At 64.2% G+C, this 18,336-nt stretch carries 15 protein-coding genes and 1 riboswitch; of the genes, 11 read left to right on the forward strand and 4 right to left on the reverse strand.

Annotation, left to right across the window (positions count from 1 at the left end):
- Positions 1-3 precede the first annotated feature (3 nt).
- The 3 genes from G542_RS0105115 to G542_RS0105125 form a co-directional block, all read right to left on the reverse strand.
- The gene (locus G542_RS0105115) at positions 4-1,356 is read right to left on the reverse strand and encodes an aldehyde dehydrogenase family protein (RefSeq protein ID WP_027823564.1); all 1,353 of its coding nucleotides are present in this window, start codon (positions 1,354-1,356) and stop codon (positions 4-6) included.
- Between the two features lie 91 nt (positions 1,357-1,447).
- Positions 1,448-2,056, reverse strand: coding sequence for a glutathione S-transferase family protein (locus tag G542_RS0105120; RefSeq protein WP_027823565.1), 609 nt, complete (start codon positions 2,054-2,056; stop codon positions 1,448-1,450).
- A gap of 91 nt (positions 2,057-2,147) precedes the next feature.
- A complete protein-coding gene (locus tag G542_RS0105125) occupies positions 2,148-2,855 on the reverse strand; it encodes an SIMPL domain-containing protein (protein WP_027823566.1) in 708 nt (235 codons plus the stop codon).
- A 155-nt stretch (positions 2,856-3,010) separates the two neighbouring features.
- On the opposite strand from G542_RS0105125, the gene G542_RS17405 reads away from it, so the two are divergent.
- The 7 genes from G542_RS17405 to zapE all read left to right on the forward strand — a co-directional run bounded on the left by G542_RS17405 (position 3,011) and on the right by zapE (position 13,347).
- Positions 3,011-5,743 (forward strand): sensor domain-containing protein, encoded by a 2,733-nt coding sequence (locus G542_RS17405; protein WP_051189922.1) that lies wholly within the window; start codon positions 3,011-3,013, stop codon positions 5,741-5,743.
- Positions 5,744-5,751: 8 nt separating this feature from the next.
- A riboswitch (S-adenosyl-L-homocysteine riboswitch) is annotated at positions 5,752-5,821 on the forward strand.
- A gap of 65 nt (positions 5,822-5,886) precedes the next feature.
- Positions 5,887-7,299: an adenosylhomocysteinase gene (gene ahcY, locus G542_RS0105135; RefSeq protein WP_027823567.1), complete on the forward strand. Its 1,413-nt coding sequence runs from the start codon at positions 5,887-5,889 to the stop codon at positions 7,297-7,299.
- A gap of 330 nt (positions 7,300-7,629) precedes the next feature.
- Positions 7,630-9,696 (forward strand): carbon starvation CstA family protein, encoded by a 2,067-nt coding sequence (locus tag G542_RS0105140; RefSeq protein ID WP_012696161.1) that lies wholly within the window; start codon positions 7,630-7,632, stop codon positions 9,694-9,696.
- Positions 9,689-9,892: a YbdD/YjiX family protein gene (locus G542_RS16000; protein WP_012696162.1), complete on the forward strand. Its 204-nt coding sequence runs from the start codon at positions 9,689-9,691 to the stop codon at positions 9,890-9,892. The genes G542_RS0105140 and G542_RS16000 overlap by 8 nt, the downstream gene beginning before the upstream one ends.
- A gap of 140 nt (positions 9,893-10,032) precedes the next feature.
- Positions 10,033-11,226 carry a succinyldiaminopimelate transaminase gene (gene dapC / locus G542_RS0105150; RefSeq protein WP_027823568.1) on the forward strand — a complete coding sequence of 398 codons (1,194 nt, stop codon included), beginning with the start codon at positions 10,033-10,035 and terminating at the stop codon, positions 11,224-11,226.
- 36 nt (positions 11,227-11,262) lie between these two features.
- Positions 11,263-12,084 (forward strand): 2,3,4,5-tetrahydropyridine-2,6-dicarboxylate N-succinyltransferase, encoded by an 822-nt coding sequence (dapD, locus tag G542_RS0105155; protein ID WP_027823569.1) that lies wholly within the window; start codon positions 11,263-11,265, stop codon positions 12,082-12,084.
- A gap of 123 nt (positions 12,085-12,207) precedes the next feature.
- Positions 12,208-13,347 carry a cell division protein ZapE gene (gene zapE, locus G542_RS0105160; RefSeq protein ID WP_027823570.1) on the forward strand — a complete coding sequence of 380 codons (1,140 nt, stop codon included), beginning with the start codon at positions 12,208-12,210 and terminating at the stop codon, positions 13,345-13,347.
- 166 nt (positions 13,348-13,513) lie between these two features.
- Here zapE and G542_RS19450 read toward each other — a convergent pair whose 3' ends face one another.
- On the reverse strand, positions 13,514-14,236 hold the full coding sequence (locus G542_RS19450; protein ID WP_155826612.1) for an SPOR domain-containing protein: 723 nt from the start codon (positions 14,234-14,236) through the stop codon (positions 13,514-13,516).
- A 126-nt stretch (positions 14,237-14,362) separates the two neighbouring features.
- On the opposite strand from G542_RS19450, the gene ndk reads away from it, so the two are divergent.
- The 4 genes from ndk to ispG all read left to right on the forward strand — a co-directional run bounded on the left by ndk (position 14,363) and on the right by ispG (position 18,287).
- The gene (ndk, locus tag G542_RS0105170) at positions 14,363-14,788 is read left to right on the forward strand and encodes a nucleoside-diphosphate kinase (protein WP_012696167.1); all 426 of its coding nucleotides are present in this window, start codon (positions 14,363-14,365) and stop codon (positions 14,786-14,788) included.
- Between the two features lie 68 nt (positions 14,789-14,856).
- Positions 14,857-15,957: a dual-specificity RNA methyltransferase RlmN gene (rlmN, locus tag G542_RS0105175; protein ID WP_027823572.1), complete on the forward strand. Its 1,101-nt coding sequence runs from the start codon at positions 14,857-14,859 to the stop codon at positions 15,955-15,957.
- A 151-nt stretch (positions 15,958-16,108) separates the two neighbouring features.
- Positions 16,109-17,017 (forward strand): helix-turn-helix domain-containing protein, encoded by a 909-nt coding sequence (locus G542_RS16005; RefSeq protein ID WP_012696169.1) that lies wholly within the window; start codon positions 16,109-16,111, stop codon positions 17,015-17,017.
- 4 nt (positions 17,018-17,021) lie between these two features.
- Positions 17,022-18,287 (forward strand): flavodoxin-dependent (E)-4-hydroxy-3-methylbut-2-enyl-diphosphate synthase, encoded by a 1,266-nt coding sequence (gene ispG, locus G542_RS0105185; RefSeq protein WP_027823573.1) that lies wholly within the window; start codon positions 17,022-17,024, stop codon positions 18,285-18,287.
- Positions 18,288-18,336 lie beyond the last annotated feature (49 nt).

The raw sequence follows: 18,336 nt of genomic DNA on the forward strand, positions 1-18,336 counted from the left end.
GCGTCAGCGCTGCCAGAAGGTTTTGACGTTAACGAACTCATATAGTCCGAATTCCGACAGCTCGCGGCCGTAGCCGGAGTCCTTGACGCCGCCGAACGGCAGGCGCAGGTCCGAGCTGGTGTGGCGGTTGATGAACACGCTGCCGACTTCCAGCCGGGCCGCCAGCCGGGCCGCCCGGTCATCGTCGGCGCTGTAGATGGTGGCGCCCAGCCCGTACGGGGTGTCATTGGCCACGCGGACGGCATCGGCTTCATTGTCGACACGGTACAGGCTGGCGACCGGGCCGAAGGCTTCTTCGCGATACAGGCGGGCCGCGGGCGGAACGTTTTCCAGCACGGTGGCCGGGTAGTAGAAACCGGCGCCGGCGGGTAGCCGGCCCCCGCACAGCAGGCGGGCGCCGTGTGCCACGGCATCCTCCACCTGCTCGTGCAGGGTCTGGCGCAGGTCGGCACGGTGCATCGGGGCCAACTGGGTGGCCGGGTCGCACGGGTCGCCGGTGCGCCGGCGGGCCACTTCGTGCATGAAGGCTTCGATGAAGGCGTCGGCAATCTCGGGCACCAGGATCATGCGCTTGGCGGCATTGCACGACTGGCCGGCATCACGGAAACGGCTGGTGGCGGCTTCGCGGGCCGCCAGCTCCACGTCGGCGTCCTTGAGCACGATGACCGGATTGCTGCCACCCAGTTCCAGCACGCTTTTCTTGAGGTGGCGGCCGGCGAGGGCGGCCAGATGGCGGCCGGTGGCGGTCGAACCGGTAAAGGCGAGGCCGTTGCTGGCAGCGATGGCGGCCTCGGCGTCCGGGTTGTCGATCCAGGCGAGGTCGAATACGTCAAGCCCGGCATCCCGAGCCAGCTCCAGCAGCAGGTGGCTGGACTGCGGCACGGTGGGCGCCGGCTTGACCAGACAGGCATTGCCGGCGGCGAGGGCCGGTACGGCAAAGCGCATGGCCTGCCATACCGGGTAGTTCCACGGCATGACGGCAAACACCAGCCCCAGCGGTTCAAAGCTGACGCCTGAGCGGCTGGCCGCGGTGGGAATGGACTGCGGTCGCAGCAGCGGTGGAGCCAGGTCGGCGTAGTAATGGCACAGGCGGGCGGTTTTCTCGATTTCGGCGTCGGCTTCGGCTAGGAGCTTGCCAACCTCCAGCGTGATCAGCGGCGCCAGCGTGGTGCGGGCTGCCAGCAGACCGTCGCCCAGGCGGCGCAGTCGTTCGCAGCGGGCCTCCACGGGCAGGGCATGCCAGCGTGACTGGGCCTGGCGCAGGGCATCAAGACAGCCGGCCAGCCGGTCGGCAGACCAGCTGGCGCGGGTATGGACGACCTCGCCGGTCGCCGGATTGCAGCTGTGGTAGTTCATGGACGCGGAATCATTGCGGGCGGAACGGCATCACGTCCGGCTGCCGGGTGCAGTCGGGCGTGCGGAGAAGAAGGCACCGGTGCGGCACCGGTCAGGCGGCCGGCGGGCAGGTGTCGGCAAAGCTCGGACGGGTCATCAGGCGCTCGTAGTGTCCGGTCAGCGCCGGATACTGGCGCCAGTCCAGCCATGGCAGGCGCAGGTCCAGCCATCCCAGGGTGCAGCCGACGGCAATGTCGGCCAGGGTGAAGCCGTTGCCGTGACACCAGGTGCGGTCGGTCAGGTCGGCCGCCATGAGGGCCAGCCCGGCAGTGAGCTTGTCATGCTGGCGCCTGAGCCAGCCGGCATCCTGGCGTTCGGCCGGACGCCGGCGTTCGAGCATGATGGCGACGCCGGCATCAAGCAGGCCGTCGGCGAGAGCCTCCCAGCGCTTGATCAGCGCGGTGCCGCGGGCGCCGTCGGCCAGCAGCTTGCTGACCGGCGAGATGCTGTCGAGGTAATCGACGATCACGCGCGAGTCGTACAGGGCCGTACCGTCGTCGAGCATGAGCACCGGCACCTTGCCCAGCGGGTTGACCGCCGGCAGCGGACTGTCGGTGTCCCACGGGTTGACCGGCTCCAGCTGGCATTCGATGCGTTTTTCGTGCAGGACCACCCGCACTTTGCGGGCGTAGGGACTGGTCAGCGAGGCGTACAGCTTCATGGCAGGATCGTGGTCGGGCCCGACAGGGACAGTGGTTGGAATGAGTCAGGCATTATGTACCAAGCGGGCGGGCTTGCGTGACTGCCGGGCCTTAACGGGACGGCAGCAGTTCGATCCTGCCGCTGGCCTGTAAGGAGAGTTCGCTTTCGCCTTCTGCGATGGGCATGCTGTCGGCCATGCTGGCTGCCTGGGCAAAGCGCAGGTTCTGGACCGGCATTGGCATGCCGCCGCCGTTGAGCGAGATTTCCACGATGCGCCATTTCGAATAACCCAGTGCCTGGGCACTCAGCCGGGCACGCTCTTCAAACGCGGTCATGGCTGCCGGGATCAGGGCGTTTTCGGCTTTCTGGCGGGTGGCACCGGAAGGCTGGAAGCCGAGGCTGGCCAGCCGCAGGCCGGGTTGCAGGGCGGCCACCAGCCTGGCCAGTGCCTGGCTGTCGAGGCTTTCCAGCCGCCATTCGGCGCGTCCGCGCCAGCCGGTGGGCTGGTTGCGGTGTTCCTTGTCATTGGGGTCATAAACCGGCCAGGTGCTGCGGTTGCCGCTGGCGATGCGGACCTGCCTGTAGCCTTTGGCGATGGCAAGGGCACGCTGTCCCTGCCGGTTGAGTTCATCCACGACCTGCTGGGGATTGGCGCTGCTGGCTTCGGCGTACAGCACGGCCAGTGCCTGGTCGTTGGCAACGGTCTGGCGGGCCTGGGCCGACAGGCTGATTTGCGGGCCGGCAACCGGCTCGGCAGCCAGTACGCAGGCGGAATAGGACAGCAGGCCGATCAGTGCGAAAGAGAGCGGGCGACGCATGAGGAGGACTCCATGAAACGGCATCGGTGCAGTGCATGCTAGCGCATATGCGGCGGGTTTGATCGAGCAAGTCAAATGCCCATGACAAACTGTTTTCCCTGTCTGGCGGAATTCAAGCACAATGCCCTGCGATCCCATGGCAAAAAAATTTGCATATGTTTTATTCCTCCCTGCCTGAATGTGAAAACGGAGTGTGGTGGCTGGCAGCCAGCGGTGAAGTCCTGCATGCCAACGATGCAGCGGCTCGCCTGACCCGTGGCTGCTACGACCATCCGGCATTCGGTCAGCTGGCAAATATGCATTTGTCAAGCGGTAGCGAGCGGCTGGCCTGGATGCTGCCGCAGGCCGGGGGCGGGGAGCAGACCGTATGGGTGCAGGTTGACCGGTTGCCGGATGGCAGCCTCATGGTGCACCAGCTGGGAACCACATCCCTGGACCCGGTCTATTGCATCAACGAAGACCGGTTCCGTTACTGCTTCGAGCACTTGCCGTTCGGTCTTCTGGTGTTTGACCAGACCGGGCGGGTCATGGTCTGCAACCGTCATTTCGACACCATGATGGGCCTGTCCGAAGAGGCCGTTCATGGCTTGGACCTGACTGCCATGCCGGTCCCGGGGTTTTCCCGGGCCGTGCGCCAGGCGCTGGCGGGCGATGTAGGCCATTTTTTCGGCGAGATTCCGGTTGCGGGCGGGACGCGGCAACTGGGGGTGCGGGCCGTGTTCGCTCCTTTGCGTACCCCGTCGGGCCAGGTGCCGCGCGGTGTGGCGATCCTTGAGGATGCGCTGGACAATCCGCGCTGGCAGGACGAATTGCTGGCCGGCCGCCGCCGCCGGCAGCTGTTTCTGGACCAGTCGGTGCTGGCAGCCATCGAATGGGATGACGGTTTCTGCGTCCAGGAGTGGAACCGGGCGGCCGAGCGCATGTTCGGCTTCTCGCGCGAAGAGGCCATCGGCCAGCATGCGTTTTTCATCCTGCCGTCCGAGGTGCGCGCCACGCTGGATCGCGAAGTGCTGCAAAGCCTGATGCGGCAGGAAGGGGGCTGGCACTCCGTCAACGTGAACCAGACCCGGGATGGTGCCCTTATCCAGTGTGAATGGTTCAACACCACGCTGGTGGACAGCAACGGCAAGTCGCTCGGGGTGACGTCGCTGGTTCTCGACATTACCGAGAAGCAGGCCCGCGAGGACGAGTTGCGCGTTGCCGCCCAGGTTTATGAACAAAGCCGTGAAGGCATCCTGATTACCGATGCACAGCACCGCATCGTGATGCTGAACAGCCGGTGCTGCGAGCTGACCGGCTATACCCAGGGCGAAGTGGTCGGTACCACGCCGGAATGGATGTTTTCGGAGTCGCAGGTCAGCACGCCGGGGTTTGTCGAGCTGTGCAGCCATCTTGACGAGCAGGGTGGCTGGGCCGGAGAGCTGCTGCTGCGCCAGCGTAACGGCCAGCTCTTTCTGGCCTGGCTGACATTGCGGACCGTGCGGCTGGGTACGTCCACCTACCACGTCTGCATGTTCGGCGACCTGAGCGACCGGCAGGCTGCCGAGCGGCGCATCCAGTATCTGGCGTACTTCGACACCCTCACCGGACTGCCCAACCGGGCCCTGCTGACCGACCGGGCCAACATGGCGCTCCGCGGTGTCGAGGGCGATGCCGCACCGGCGCTGGCCTTGCTGCTGCTGGACATTGACCACTTCAAGCACATCAATGACACGCTGGGACACTCTACGGGTGACCAGCTGCTGCAAAGCGTGGCCAAGCGCCTCCAGGCTACGGTGCGCGAAGGGGATACCGTATCGCGCCAGGGCGGCGACGAATTCGTGGTATTGCTGCCGGACGCCAATGCCAGCCGGGCCGCTTCGGTGGCACAGGAAATCCTGCGCCGGCTCGGTTTTGTCTGCCGTATCGGCGAGCACGACATCAGCGTGTCGGTATCGATCGGGATTGCCATGGCTCCCGATGACGGCACGGATTTTGCCACCCTGTCCAAATGTGCCGAAATCGCCATGTACCGGGCCAAGCAGGAAGGCCGTAACACCTTGCGCTTCTTCTTTCCGGAAATGCAGGAACGTACCTTGCGGCACGTCCAGCTCACCGGGGCACTGCGCGGCGCCGTGGAGCGCGGCGAAATGCAGCTGCACTACCAGCCGCAGGTTGACCTGCAGACCGGCGAGCTTTCCGGCGTCGAAGCATTGCTGCGCTGGACGCATCCCCTGTTCGGGGCGGTGTCTCCGGGAGAATTCATTCCGCTGGCCGAAGAGAGCGGCCTGATCGTCCCGATCGGCGACTGGGTGCTGCGTACGGCCGCGCGGCAACTGGCAGACTGGCTGCGTGACGGCCTGCCGCCGATGGTGATGGCCGTCAACCTGTCGGTCCTGCAATTCAATTTACCGGGGCTGGCGCAACAGATCGCCAGCATCCTGTCCGAGGCCGGCGTGCCGCCGGCCCTCTTCGAGGTCGAGCTGACCGAATCAATGGCCATGACCGAGCCGGAGGCCGCCATTGCCACCATTGACGAACTGCATTCGGTTGGTGTGCAGGTGTCGCTGGACGATTTCGGCACCGGTTATTCTTCGCTGGCCTATCTCAAGCGTTTCCGGCTGGACCGGCTGAAGATCGACGGCTCGTTCGTGCGCGATGCCGACAGCGATCCGGAAGACCGGGCCATCGTTGACGCCATTGTCGGCATGGCCGAATCGCTGGGCCTGGCCACCGTGGCCGAGGGCGTGGAAACCTCGGGACAGCTGGAGGTGATCCGGGCGCTGGGCGGGGATGCCGTGCAGGGATACTGGATTTCGCGGCCACTGCCGGCCGCCGGGCTGGTGGCGTGGCTGGAGGGCTGGCAGCAGCGCAAAAGTGCCTCGCCCTGCTGCGCGGGACAGGTATAATCCGCAGCCGCCGAGGGGCGCTGCAAGGTGAAGGTTTACCCCAGGCTCGGCTTGAATTTGCAACGGCGCTCACCCACAACCCCGTAAGACTCGGGGGGAGCGGTGAGCCGCACCCGCCCGGTCGCACCGTCAAGGACTCCTTCATGAACGCTGTGACTGACACTTTTTCCGATTATCTGGTAGCCGACATCAAGCTCGCCGACTGGGGCCGCAAGGAACTGGCCATCGCCGAAACCGAAATGCCCGGATTGATGGCGCTGCGCGAAGAATACAAGCACACCCAGCCGCTGCGCGGTGCCCGCATTGCCGGCAGCCTGCACATGACCATCCAGACCGGCGTACTGATCGAGACGCTGGTGGCACTGGGTGCCGAAGTGCGCTGGGCCTCGTGCAACATTTTCTCGACCCAAGACCACGCTGCCGCCGCCATCGCTGCGGCCGGCATTCCGGTGTTCGCCTTCAAGGGTGAAAGCCTCGACGAATACTGGGAATTCAGCCACCGCATCTTCGAATGGCCCGAAGGCCAGCCGGCCAACATGATCCTGGACGATGGCGGTGATGCCACCCTGCTGCTGATGCTCGGCAGCAAGGCCGAAACCGATCCGAGCGCCATCAGCCGTCCGGGCAACGAGGAAGAAGAATCCCTGTTTGCCGCGATCAAGCGCCACCTGGTTATTGATCCGCACTGGTACTCCAGACGTCTGGCCCACATCAAGGGCGTGACCGAAGAAACCACGACCGGCGTGCATCGCCTGTACCAGATGCAAAAGGACGGTGTGCTGCCGTTCCCGGCCTTCAACGTGAACGATTCGGTCACCAAGTCGAAGTTCGACAACCTGTACGGTTGCCGCGAATCGCTGGTGGACGGCATCAAGCGCGCCACCGATGTGATGGTGGCCGGCAAGGTGGCCGTGGTGCTGGGCTATGGCGATGTGGGCAAGGGCTGCGCCCAGTCGCTGCGCGGCCTTGGTGCGACCGTTTGGGTGACCGAGATCGACCCGATCTGCGCCCTGCAGGCCGCCATGGAAGGCTACCGCGTGGTACGTATGGACGAAGTGGCCGGCGAGGCCGACATTTTCGTCACCTGCACCGGCAACGTCGGCGTGATCACCCATGACCACATGAAGGCCATGCGCAACAACGCCATCGTGTGCAACATCGGCCACTTCGACAGCGAAATCGAGGTCGCCAGCCTGCGCCAGTACCGCTGGGACAACATCAAGCCGCAGGTCGACCACATCATCTTCCCGGACGGCAAGCGCATCATCCTGCTGGCCGAAGGGCGTCTGGTGAACCTGGGCTGCGCCACCGGCCACCCGAGCTTCGTGATGTCCAACAGCTTTACCAACCAGGTGCTGGCCCAGATCGAGATCTTCATCAACGGCAGCCAGTACGGCAAGGAAGTCTATGTGCTGCCCAAGCATCTGGACGAAAAGGTGGCCCGTCTGCACCTTGAGCGCATCGGTGCCCGCCTGACCTCGCTGTCCGACCAGCAGGCCAACTACATCGGTGTGCCGAAGGACGGCCCGTACAAGCCGGCCCACTACCGCTACTGACCGGTCTGGCCGGATTGCCGGCAACAAAAACCCCATGTTTCAGGCATGGGGTTTTTTGTTGCCGTCAGCAGCAGATTCCTGGTGCAAGCTGGCTGCTGTTTTCATGTCCTGTACGTTTTTCTTAATGAAACATGAAAATGTGTCGAATTAAACAAAGGAAATTTAATTTGTATAAAAAAATGACAATAGGGTAATTTTTGTGACGTGAATTAAGGCAGCAAAACCCTGTGCAACAATTCCAGATGACATTCGGTCCCAACAGGAGGAAACGCTCCTGCCACCGGTTGTTTTTGCGCCTCTGGCGCCTGTCTGCAAAGGGAGCTGTTACACATGAAGTCCGTGAAGGAACTGTTGCTGTGGGGGGGCGTCGGCATTCTCGGCGCGTTTTCCCTTGCCACGGTGGCGCTCAACCGGGGAGAGTCGATCAACGCCGTCTGGCTGGTGGTGGCGGCTGTCTCGTGCTATTTCATCGCCTATCGTTTTTACAGCCGCTTCATTGCTGCCACGGTAACCGGGCTGGATGCCCGCCGCCGTACGCCGGCTGAAATCCACAACGATGGCATGGATTACGTGCCGACCCCGAAATGGGTGCTGTTTGGTCACCATTTTGCCGCCATTGCCGGCGCAGGCCCGCTGGTCGGCCCGGTGCTGGCCGCGCAGATGGGTTATCTGCCGGGTACGCTGTGGATCGTGTTCGGGGTGATTTTCGCCGGTGCGGTGCAGGATTTCATTATCCTGTTCCTGTCGGTGCGCCGCGACGGCAAGTCGCTGGGCGAGATCATCCGCATGGAGCTGGGCGACACCGCCGGGACCGTGGCCTCGATCGGCATCCTGATGATCATGGTCATCCTGCTGGCGGTGCTGGCGCTGGTGGTGGTCAAGGCGCTGGCGGGCAGCCCGTGGGGCACGTTCACCATCGCCATGACCATCCCGATCGCCTTCTTCATGGGCATCTACATGCGCTACATCCGGCCGGGCAAGATCGCGGAAATCTCGGTCATCGGCTTCGTGCTGCTGATGCTGTCGATCGTCTACGGCGAAAACGTGGCCCGCAGCGAACTGCTGGCTCCGTGGTTTACCCTCGACGGCAAGGCGCTGGCCTGGGCCCTGATGATCTACGGCTTCATCGCCGCCGTGCTGCCGGTATGGCTGCTGCTGGCTCCGCGTGACTACCTGTCGACCTTCCTCAAGATCGGCACCATCGTCGGTCTGGCGCTGGGCATCGTTATCGTGGCTCCGCACCTGCAGATGCCGGCCGTGACCCAGTTCATCGACGGCACCGGTCCGGTGTTTGCCGGCAACCTGTTCCCGTTCCTGTTCATCACCATTGCCTGCGGGGCCATTTCCGGCTTCCACAGCCTGGTCAGTTCGGGCACGACGCCCAAGATGCTCGACAACGAGCAGAACGCCCGCCTGATCGGCTACGGTGCCATGCTGATGGAATCGTTTGTGGCCATGATGGCGCTGATCGCGGCCAGCGTGCTGGACCCGGGCGTGTATTTCGCCATGAACGCACCGGCTGCCGTGATCGGCAAGACCGCTGCCGAGGCGGCCCAGGTGATTTCGAGCTGGGGCTTCGTGGTGACGCCCGAGGCGCTTGAAGCCATGGCTGCCGACGTGGGCGAGGGCAGCATCCTGTCGCGTGCCGGCGGTGCGCCGACGCTGGCCGTGGGCATGGCCTACATCCTGCACCAGGTGATCGGTGGCCAGGCCATGATGGCGTTCTGGTACCACTTTGCCATTCTGTTCGAGGCGCTGTTCATCCTGACCACGGTGGATGCCGGGACGCGCGTGTGCCGCTTCATGATCCAGGACCTGCTGGGCAGCTTCATCAAGCCGCTGGGCAATACCGACTCGTGGCCGGCCAACCTGTTTGCCACTTTCCTCGCTGTCGGTGGCTGGGGCTACTTCCTGTACCAGGGGGTGGTGGATCCGCTGGGCGGCATCAATACCCTGTGGCCGCTCTTCGGCATCGCCAACCAGATGCTGGCCGGCATGGCGCTGATCCTGGCGACCGTGGTGCTGGTCAAGCTCAAGAAGGCCCGCTACGCTTGGGTTACCGCCGTGCCGTGCGCCTGGGTGCTGCTGACGACGCTGTACGCCGGCTGGCTCAAGCTCTTCTCGCCGGACCCGAAGATCAGCTTCGTGACCCACGCGCAGAAATTCAGCACTGCGCTGGCCCAGGGTGAAATCCTGGCGCCGGCCAAGAGCGTGGCCGACATGCGCCAGATCATCTTCAACGACTGGGTGGATGCGGCGCTGTGCGGCGGCTTCATGCTGGTGGTGCTGATGATGCTGGTGCTGGGCCTGCGTGCTGCATTCCGGGCCATGGCTTCCGACCGTCCGACCGCCTGCGAAATGCAACCGCAATTCCGCGAGGAGACTGCCCGTGCTTAACCTGCGTCTGGTCGGCAAGCGCATGGCACAGACCGCACGCCTGATGGTCGGGGTGCCGGACTATGCCAACTATCTGGCGCACATGCGCGATCATCATCCTGACCATCCGGTCCTGTCCGAAGCCGCGTTTCACCGCGCGGCCATCGAGGCACGTTATCCCGGGCGTTCGGGCAAGATCAGCAAATGCCCGTGCTGAGTCCGGCCTGACCCGGCAAGACCACAGCCCCGCCTTGTGCGGGGCTGTTTGCTGACATTGGCATGGGACTCGACGCCGCTGGCGTGCGTCCGTAGTATTGGGCGTTTTCCGCCCCGCCGCCCGTCAAGAGGCTTGCCGCAATGAATCCCCTGCTTGCGCGTCTGCAACCGTATCCGTTCCAGCGTCTGCGTGAATGTTTTGCCGACCTGACGCCTCACCCCGAATTTACCCCGGTCAACCTGTCGATCGGCGAGCCCAAGCACCCGACGCCGGCCCTGCTGAAAGACGCGCTGGCCGGAGCACTGGAAGGGTTGGGCGAATATCCGGCCACGCTGGGCGGCCTGCCGCTGCGCGAGGCCTGTGCCGGCTGGGTGGCCAGCCGCTACCAGGTGGACAAGCCGGATCCGGCGCGGCAGATCCTGCCGGTGCTGGGCAGCCGGGAAGCGCTGTTTTCACTGGCACAGGCCGTGGTGGATGCCAGCCACGGAACACCGGTGGTGGTGTCGCCCAACCCGTTCTACCAGATCTACGAAGGGGCGGCGCTGCTGGCCGGTGCCGAGCCGTATTACGTCAATTGCACGGCGGAAAACGGTTTCAAGCCCGACTGGTCGTCCGTACCTGCTGAAGTGTGGGCCCGCACGCAGCTGGTGTATGCATGCAGCCCCGGTAACCCGACCGGCGCGGTGATGACGCTGGAGGACTGGCGGCTGTTGTTCGAGCTGTCGGACCGCTACGGCTTCGTCATTGCCTCGGACGAGTGCTATTCGGAAATCTGGTTCGATGCGCCGCCCCTGGGCGGGCTGGAGGCTGCGGTCCGGCTGGGGCGCAGCGACTATCGCAACCTGGTGATGTTCACCAGTCTCTCCAAGCGTTCCAATGCTCCCGGACTGCGTTCCGGTTTTGTCTGCGGTGATGCGGAGGTGCTGGCAAAATTCCTGCTCTACCGCACCTATCACGGCAGTGCCATGTCGGCCGTCGTGCAGGCTGCCAGCCGTGCAGCGTGGCAGGACGAGGCGCATGTGGCCGACAATCGCCAGCGCTACGCCGACAAGTTTGCCGCCGTGCTGCCGATCGTCGGCAAGGCGCTGGATGTCGCCCTGCCGCAGGCCGGCTTCTACCTGTGGGCGCGGGTGCCCGGTGGGGACGACATTGCCTTTGCCCGCGACCTGTTCGCCCGCTATCACGTGACTGTGCTGCCGGGCAGTTTTCTGGCGCGCACGGCGCATGGCGTCAATCCGGGAGCCGGCTATGTGCGCATCGCACTGGTCGCGCCGCTCGAAGCCTGTGTTGAAGCCGCGTGGCGCGTGGTTGACTGTGTGCGTACCCGCAACTGAATTTTTCTGTTTTCATTCGTTTTTAAAGGTAGATTCATGACTCCGATCCAAGCCCTGATCGAAGACGCTTTCGAGCGCCGTGCCGACATCACTCCGGCAACCGTGACGCCGGAAACCAAGGCCGCCATTGATGCCGTGATTGCCGACATCGACGCCGGCCGTCTGCGCGTGGCCGAGAAGATTGCCGGTGAATGGGTGACGCACCAGTGGCTGAAAAAGGCCGTGCTGCTGTCGTTCCGCATTCGTGACAATGCCGTGCTGGACGATGGCGTTAGCCGTTATTTCGACAAGGTGGACACCAAGTTCGCCGACTGGGACGCCGCCCGCTTCCAGGCCGCCGGTTTCCGCACCGTACCCGGTGCAGTGGTGCGCAAGGGCTCTTACATTGCCAAAAACACCGTGCTGATGCCGAGCTTCGTCAATATCGGTGCTTTCGTGGACGAAGGCACCATGGTGGACACCTGGGCGACCGTGGGCAGCTGCGCCCAGATCGGCAAGAACGTGCACCTTTCCGGTGGCGTGGGCATTGGTGGCGTGCTGGAGCCGTTGCAGGCCAACCCGACCATCATCGAGGACAACTGCTTTATCGGTGCCCGCTCGGAAATCGTCGAAGGCGTGATCGTGGAAGAAGGCTCGGTGATCTCGATGGGCGTTTACATCGGCCAGAGCACCAGGATTTTCGATCGCGAAACCGGCGAGGTCAGCTACGGCCGTGTACCGGCCGGTTCGGTGGTAGTCAGCGGCAACCTGCCGTCGAAGGATGGCAGCTACAGTCTGTACTGCGCCGTGATCGTCAAGAAGGTGGATGCCAAGACCCGCGGCAAGGTCGGCATCAACGAGCTGCTGCGTGGCATCTGAATCCCGCTGGCTGGCATGAAATGATGGACGGCAGGCAATCAGGCCTGCCGTTTTTCATTGGTGGTCAGTGGCCGTAGCCGCTTGTGTTAGAGTGCCGTTTTTGCACCGCCACATGGATTTTGCATGTCGCAGCATGTCTTTTCTCCGGGCCAGAATGCCAGCCTGTCGCCACAGGCGTGGTACGACCAGCTTGCTGGCGCTGACGGTTTTTTTCATGACCCGGCGCAGGCGCAGGCCATCGCCCATCTGGAAACCCTCTACCAGCAGCTGCTGCTGTTCAAGCGCAAGCGCGGCCGTTTTCTGGGCAAAAGCCTGCGCAGTCCCGATGTGCCGCGTGGCCTGTATTTCTGGGGCGGCGTCGGGCGTGGCAAAAGCTTCCTGATGGATGCGTTTTTTGCCTGTGTGCCGTACCGGCGCAAGCGGCGCATCCACTTTCATCACTTCATGATGGAAGTCCACAACGAACTCAAGACCCTGACCAGCGCGACCGATCCGCTGGTGACCGTGGCCGAGCGGATCGCCGCCCGTACCCGGCTGTTGTGCTTCGACGAGTTCCACGTGTCGGACATCGCCGACGCCATGATCCTGGGGCGCTTGCTCAAGGAACTGTTCGAGCGTGGCGTGGTGTTCGTCATGACCTCGAATTACCCGCCGGACGGGCTGTACCCCAACGGTTTGCAGCGGCTGAACTTCCTGCCGACGATCGCGCTGATGCAGCACTGGCTGACCGTGGTCAATGTCGACGGCGGCCAGGATTACCGCCTGCGCGAGCTGACACGAGAGCCGCTCTACATCACGCCGCTGGCAGGTGCCGACGACAAGATGGAGGCCATCTGGCAGCGGCTGGCGCATGGCGCCAGCCAGCCGCGCACCATCGAGATACTGGGGCGGCCGCTCCGGTGCCGCCGTCACGTACCCGGCGCGATCTGGTTCGATTTCCGGGAGCTGTGCGGCGGGCCGCGGGCGCAGACCGATTACGTTGAACTTGCCCGTGAATATCACACGGTGTTCCTGTCGGACATTCCGCGTCTGGGCAGCCGTCAGGCCAGCGAGGCGCGCCGGCTGACCTGGCTGGTGGACGTGTTCTACGACAGCCGGGTCAAGCTGGTGATCTCTGCCGAGGTCGAGGCAGACCTGCTCTACACCGAAGGCGTACAGGCCAGCGAGTTTTTCCGCACGGCAAGCCGGCTGACCGAAATGCAGTCCAGCGCCTATCTGGCGCTGGCGCACCGGCTGGCCGAGGAAAGCGAGCCGGCAGCCTGAGCCGGGCCCGAGAGACCGGGGTATCTTGCATGTAATACAGGGTGCGATATACGCGCCCTGTATTGTTGGTGCGGAAGCAGCGGAAGGTGACTGCAAGGCGCCGGACAGACCCGGCTTTGCGGCCGGCGCTCATGCGACCATGAGCGCTAGGGCGGGTCGTCGGCCGTCAGCCGCCGTTGGCGGCCAGCATCGGTGACAGTCCCATGTCCTTGAGTTTCTGCATGGCTTCTTCGGCTTCGGCACGCGTCTGGAACGGGCCGACCGATACCCGGGTTTCACTACGGACCGGAATGTCGGCGGCTTTGAGGCGCTGGATCAGTGCCGTGGCGTTGCCAAGGTTGCTGAACAGGCCCAGCTGTACGCGATAGCCCTTGGACGTGCCCGCAGGCTGGGCCTCGGCCGGAGCGGCAGCAACCGGCGGCGGGGCTTCCTGTTTCATGACCACCGAGCGTGCCGGGGCAGCCGGAGCGGGCTCAGGCCGTGCAGCTGTTGCCTTGGTCGCCGGAGCCGGATTTGCCGCCGGTTCTTTGGCGGTCCTGGCCGGCGCCGGAGCGGCCGCAGGCTTGGAGGCCGGTGCCGGGCCATGAGGCAACCTGGAAGCTGGTTCTGTGGTGGCGGCCGGACTGGGGGCAGGTTCCGGTTCGGCCGTGGTGGCAGGCGTCTGGCCGGCTGGCGGGGCGTCGGCAGCCGGAGCCGGGGCCTCGGCAATCTTGCCGCTGACGCTGGGAGCAATGGTCGGCACGCTGCGTGCCGGCTCGGGCTCGTTGCCGGACTGGTAGATAGCCCAGCCCAGGAGGGCAACCACGACGGCGGCGGCGGCCATCAGGAGGGGGCGGCGCGAACGCGGGGATGATTCTTCGGGGCTCTGCGGCTCGTTGGATGAGGTCATGGACTGGCCGTAACGTAATGGGTCGGTAAGGACGGCGAAGCAACAAGGCTGTTAGAATGCCCGGTTTACCGCTGGATGCTTTGTCCGGCGGTAGAGGTTTTGCATCCCAACTCTCTGGAGGTTTTTATGGCAATCGAACGCACCCTGTCAATCGTCAAGCCGGACGCCGTGGCCAAGAACGTGATCGGCAAGATCTATGATCGCTTCGAATCCAACGGTCTGAAAATCGTTGCTGCCAAGATGAAGCACCTGTCGCGCCGTGAAGCCGAAGGCTTCTACGCCGTGCACAAAGAGCGTCCGTTCTTCAACGATCTGGTCGAGTTCATGATCTCCGGCCCGGTGATGGTGCAGGTGCTGGAAGGCGAAAACGCCGTGCTGAAGAACCGCGAACTGATGGGCGCCACCGATCCGAAGAAAGCTGACGCCGGCACCATCCGCGCCGACTTCGCCGAGTCGATCGACGCCAACGCCGTGCATGGTTCGGACAGCCTCGAGAACGCCGCGATCGAAATCGCCTACTTCTTCTCCGCTACCGAAGTCTGCCCGCGCTGATTTCACTCAGGCCTGTCCTGAACCGCGCCGGTCCCGCGACCGGCGCGCTTTGATTCCGAAGTGTGTGTATGAAGACCAACCTGCTCGACTTTACCCTGCCGGCCCTGACCGAACATTTTGCTGCCATGGGCGAAAAGCCTTTCCGCGCCAAACAGGTCATGCGCTGGATGCACCAGATGGGGCAAAACGATTTTGATGCCATGACCGATCTGGCCAAATCGCTGCGTGCCAAGCTGCACGACACTGCCACTGTCACCGTGCCCAGCCTGATGCTGGAACAGGCGTCGAGCGATGGCACCCGCAAGTGGCTGCTGGATGTCGGCACCGGCAACGGGGTGGAAACCGTGTTCATTCCCGAAGACGACCGCGGCACGCTGTGCGTGTCGAGCCAGGTCGGCTGCGCACTGGAATGCACCTTCTGCTCGACCGGCCGCCAGGGCTTTAACCGCAACCTCAGCACCGCCGAGATCATCGGCCAGCTGTGGTGGGCGAACAAATCGATGGGGGTGACGCCGAAGAACGAACGCGTCATCTCCAATGTGGTGATGATGGGCATGGGCGAACCGCTGGCCAACTACGACAACGTGGTGGCGGCCATGCGCATCATGCTCGACGACCACGGCTACGGCCTGTCGCGCCGCCGGGTCACGCTGTCGACCTCCGGGCTGGTGCCGGCGATGGACCGCCTGCGCGAGGATTGTCCGGTGGCGCTGGCCGTGAGCCTGCATGCGCCGAACGACCGCATCCGCGACGAGATCGTGCCGATCAACAAAAAGTATCCGCTGCGCGAACTGCTGGCGGCATGCGAGCGATATCTGGAAAAAGCCCCGCGCGACTTTGTCACGTTCGAATACGTGATGCTCGACCAGATCAACGACCGTCCCGAACACGCCCGCGAACTGGTGGCGCTGGTGCGCGACGTGCCGTGCAAGTTCAACCTGATCCCGTTCAACCCGTTCCCGAATTCCGGCTACGGTCGTGCCAGCAACAATGCCGTGCGCGCCTTCCGCGATATTCTGGCCGAGGCCGGTTACATCACCACCGTACGCAAGACCCGGGGTGAGGACATCGACGCGGCCTGCGGGCAACTGGCCGGACAGGTGCAGGACAAGACCCAGCGCAAGGTGCGCTGGCTCGACAAGGGCGGCAGCACAGAGGCCGGCGTCTAGCACCAACTTCCCGCGAGGGGGCTGCGTGCCGGCGCGATCGCGGTTATCCTTCAGCATTTCATGATGTTTGGCTCGCCCTTGTGCGAGTGAAGCGCAGGGCGGCCGGATGCCGCCGCCCCTCACCCTCATACCCAGCAGGCGACAGATTCGAATGAGCAGCGAAGTCAATCCGCAACCCAGTTCTCCGCTTCAGTCAGCGGGGGTGGTGCTGTCCAACGAGCGTATCAAGCGCGGCATTTCCATCCAGGAAGTCGCAGACCAGATCAAGCTCTCGCGCAAGCAGATCGAGGCCATCGAGGCTGATGCCTACGACCGTTTGCCCGGCCCGACCTTTGCCCGGGGATTCGTGCGCAACTACGCCAGGTTTCTCGGCCTGGACCCGGTGCCGCTGCTGGCCTGGATGGACCAGAACCTGCCCAGTACCGCCGTGGCAGCCCATCCGGAACCTGTGGCTCCGGTCGAGCCTCAACCGGAAATGCCGCAGCGCCCGGCGCCCGGCAGCAGCAAGCGCGGTAGTGGCCGGCTGATCGGCGGACTGGTGCTGCTGGCAGCCATCGGTGCGGCCGGCTGGGCGCTGTTCGGAGCCATCCGCCAGCCGTCCATGCCGCAGGCTGCCCTGGTTCCGTCCGAGGCCACGGCCGAAGCCGAGCCGGCGCCGCCGACCGAAGAAGCCGCTGATCCGCAGGTCGAGGCCGCCGTGACCGAACCGGCAGCCCCGGCACCAGCAGAACCGGCCGCAGCGCCGGCTGAACCGGCTCCGGCACCTGCTGCCAGTACACCGGCCAGCGTGGATACTGCCAGGCCCACCACGACCGACAGCGCAGCTGCCGGCATTCGTGTGCAAGCCAGGCAGAATGCCTGGGTGTCGATTACCGATGCCAATGACGACAAGCTGGTCTACGGCGAAGTGACCGCCGGCAGCGAACGCAGCGTCAGCGGCAAGCCGCCGTACCGGATCGTGATCGGCAATGCCCAGCATGCACAACTGTTCTTCAACGGCCAGCCGGTGGATCTTGCCAGCAAGACCAAAGGCAGCACGGCCAAACTGACGCTTGAGTAATCACATGAGTTCCACGGGTCCGGGCCGCCGTGTCTGCCGTCAGGCACGCATTGGCCATGTGCTGATGGGCGGGACGGCTCCGGTCGTCGTGCAGTCGATGACCAATACCGATACGGCCGATGCCGCAGCGACTGCCTTGCAGGTATTCGACCTGTGGCAGGCCGGCAGCGAGGTGGTGCGCATCACGGTGAATTCGCCGGAGGCCGCCGCGCGCGTGGCGGAAATCCGCCAGCGGCTGGACGACATGGGCTGCACGGCCCCGCTGGTGGGCGATTTCCACTTCAACGGCGACCGCCTGCTGCGCGATTACCCGGATTGCGCCCGGGCACTGGCCAAGTACCGCATCAATCCCGGCAATGTCGGCAAGGGTGCCAAGGGTGACGACAAGTTCGCCTTCATGATCCGGCAGGCCATCGAATACGACAAGGCCGTGCGCATCGGCGTCAACTGGGGCAGCCTTGACCAGACCTTGGCCAACCGGCTGATGGATGAAAATGCCCGGCGTCCTCATCCGTTGCCGGCCGAAGCCATCATGCGTGAAGCGCTGATCATCTCGGCGCTCGACAATGCCGAAAAGGCTGTCGGGCTGGGCCTGAGTCCGGACCAGGTCATCCTGTCGTGCAAGGTCAGCCATGTGCAGGACCTGATTGCCGTTTACCGCGAACTGGCCCGCCGTTGCGATTACGCCCTGCACCTGGGGCTGACCGAAGCCGGCATGGGCTCCAAGGGGATCGTGGCTTCGACGGCTGCGCTGTCCGTACTGTTGCAGGAAGGCATTGGCGACACCATCCGCGTATCCCTGACACCGGAGCCGGGAGAATCCCGCACCAAGGAAGTGGTGGTGGCGCAGGAAATCCTCCAGACCATGGGGATCCGCTCTTTTACTCCTCTGGTGACGGCCTGTCCGGGTTGCGGCCGGACGACGTCCACGTTTTTCCAGGAGCTGGCGCAACGCATCCAGGGTTATCTGCGCGAGCAGATGCCGCTGTGGCGGGCCGAGTATCCCGGCGTGGAAATGCTCAACGTGGCAGTAATGGGATGTGTGGTCAACGGGCCGGGAGAAAGCAAGCTGGCTGATGTCGGCATCAGCCTGCCTGGCACGGGCGAGGTGCCCGTGGCTCCGGTGTATGTAGACGGTGAAAAGACCGTCACCCTCAAAGGGGAACGCATCGCGGAGGAGTTCCAGGCCATCGTTGATGCCTATGTCCGCAAAAACTACGGTGAAGGGGGCGCAAAACGCCGCCGCGTGATTGCGGTCAGGCCGGCCTGACACTGGCCTGAAAGCATGCCCGCAGCGCCGGAAGGGGCGGGCATGGTAC

Origin of the sequence: Laribacter hongkongensis DSM 14985 (assembly GCF_000423285.1) — a bacterium.
Lineage (GTDB): Bacteria > Pseudomonadota > Gammaproteobacteria > Burkholderiales > Aquaspirillaceae > Laribacter > Laribacter hongkongensis.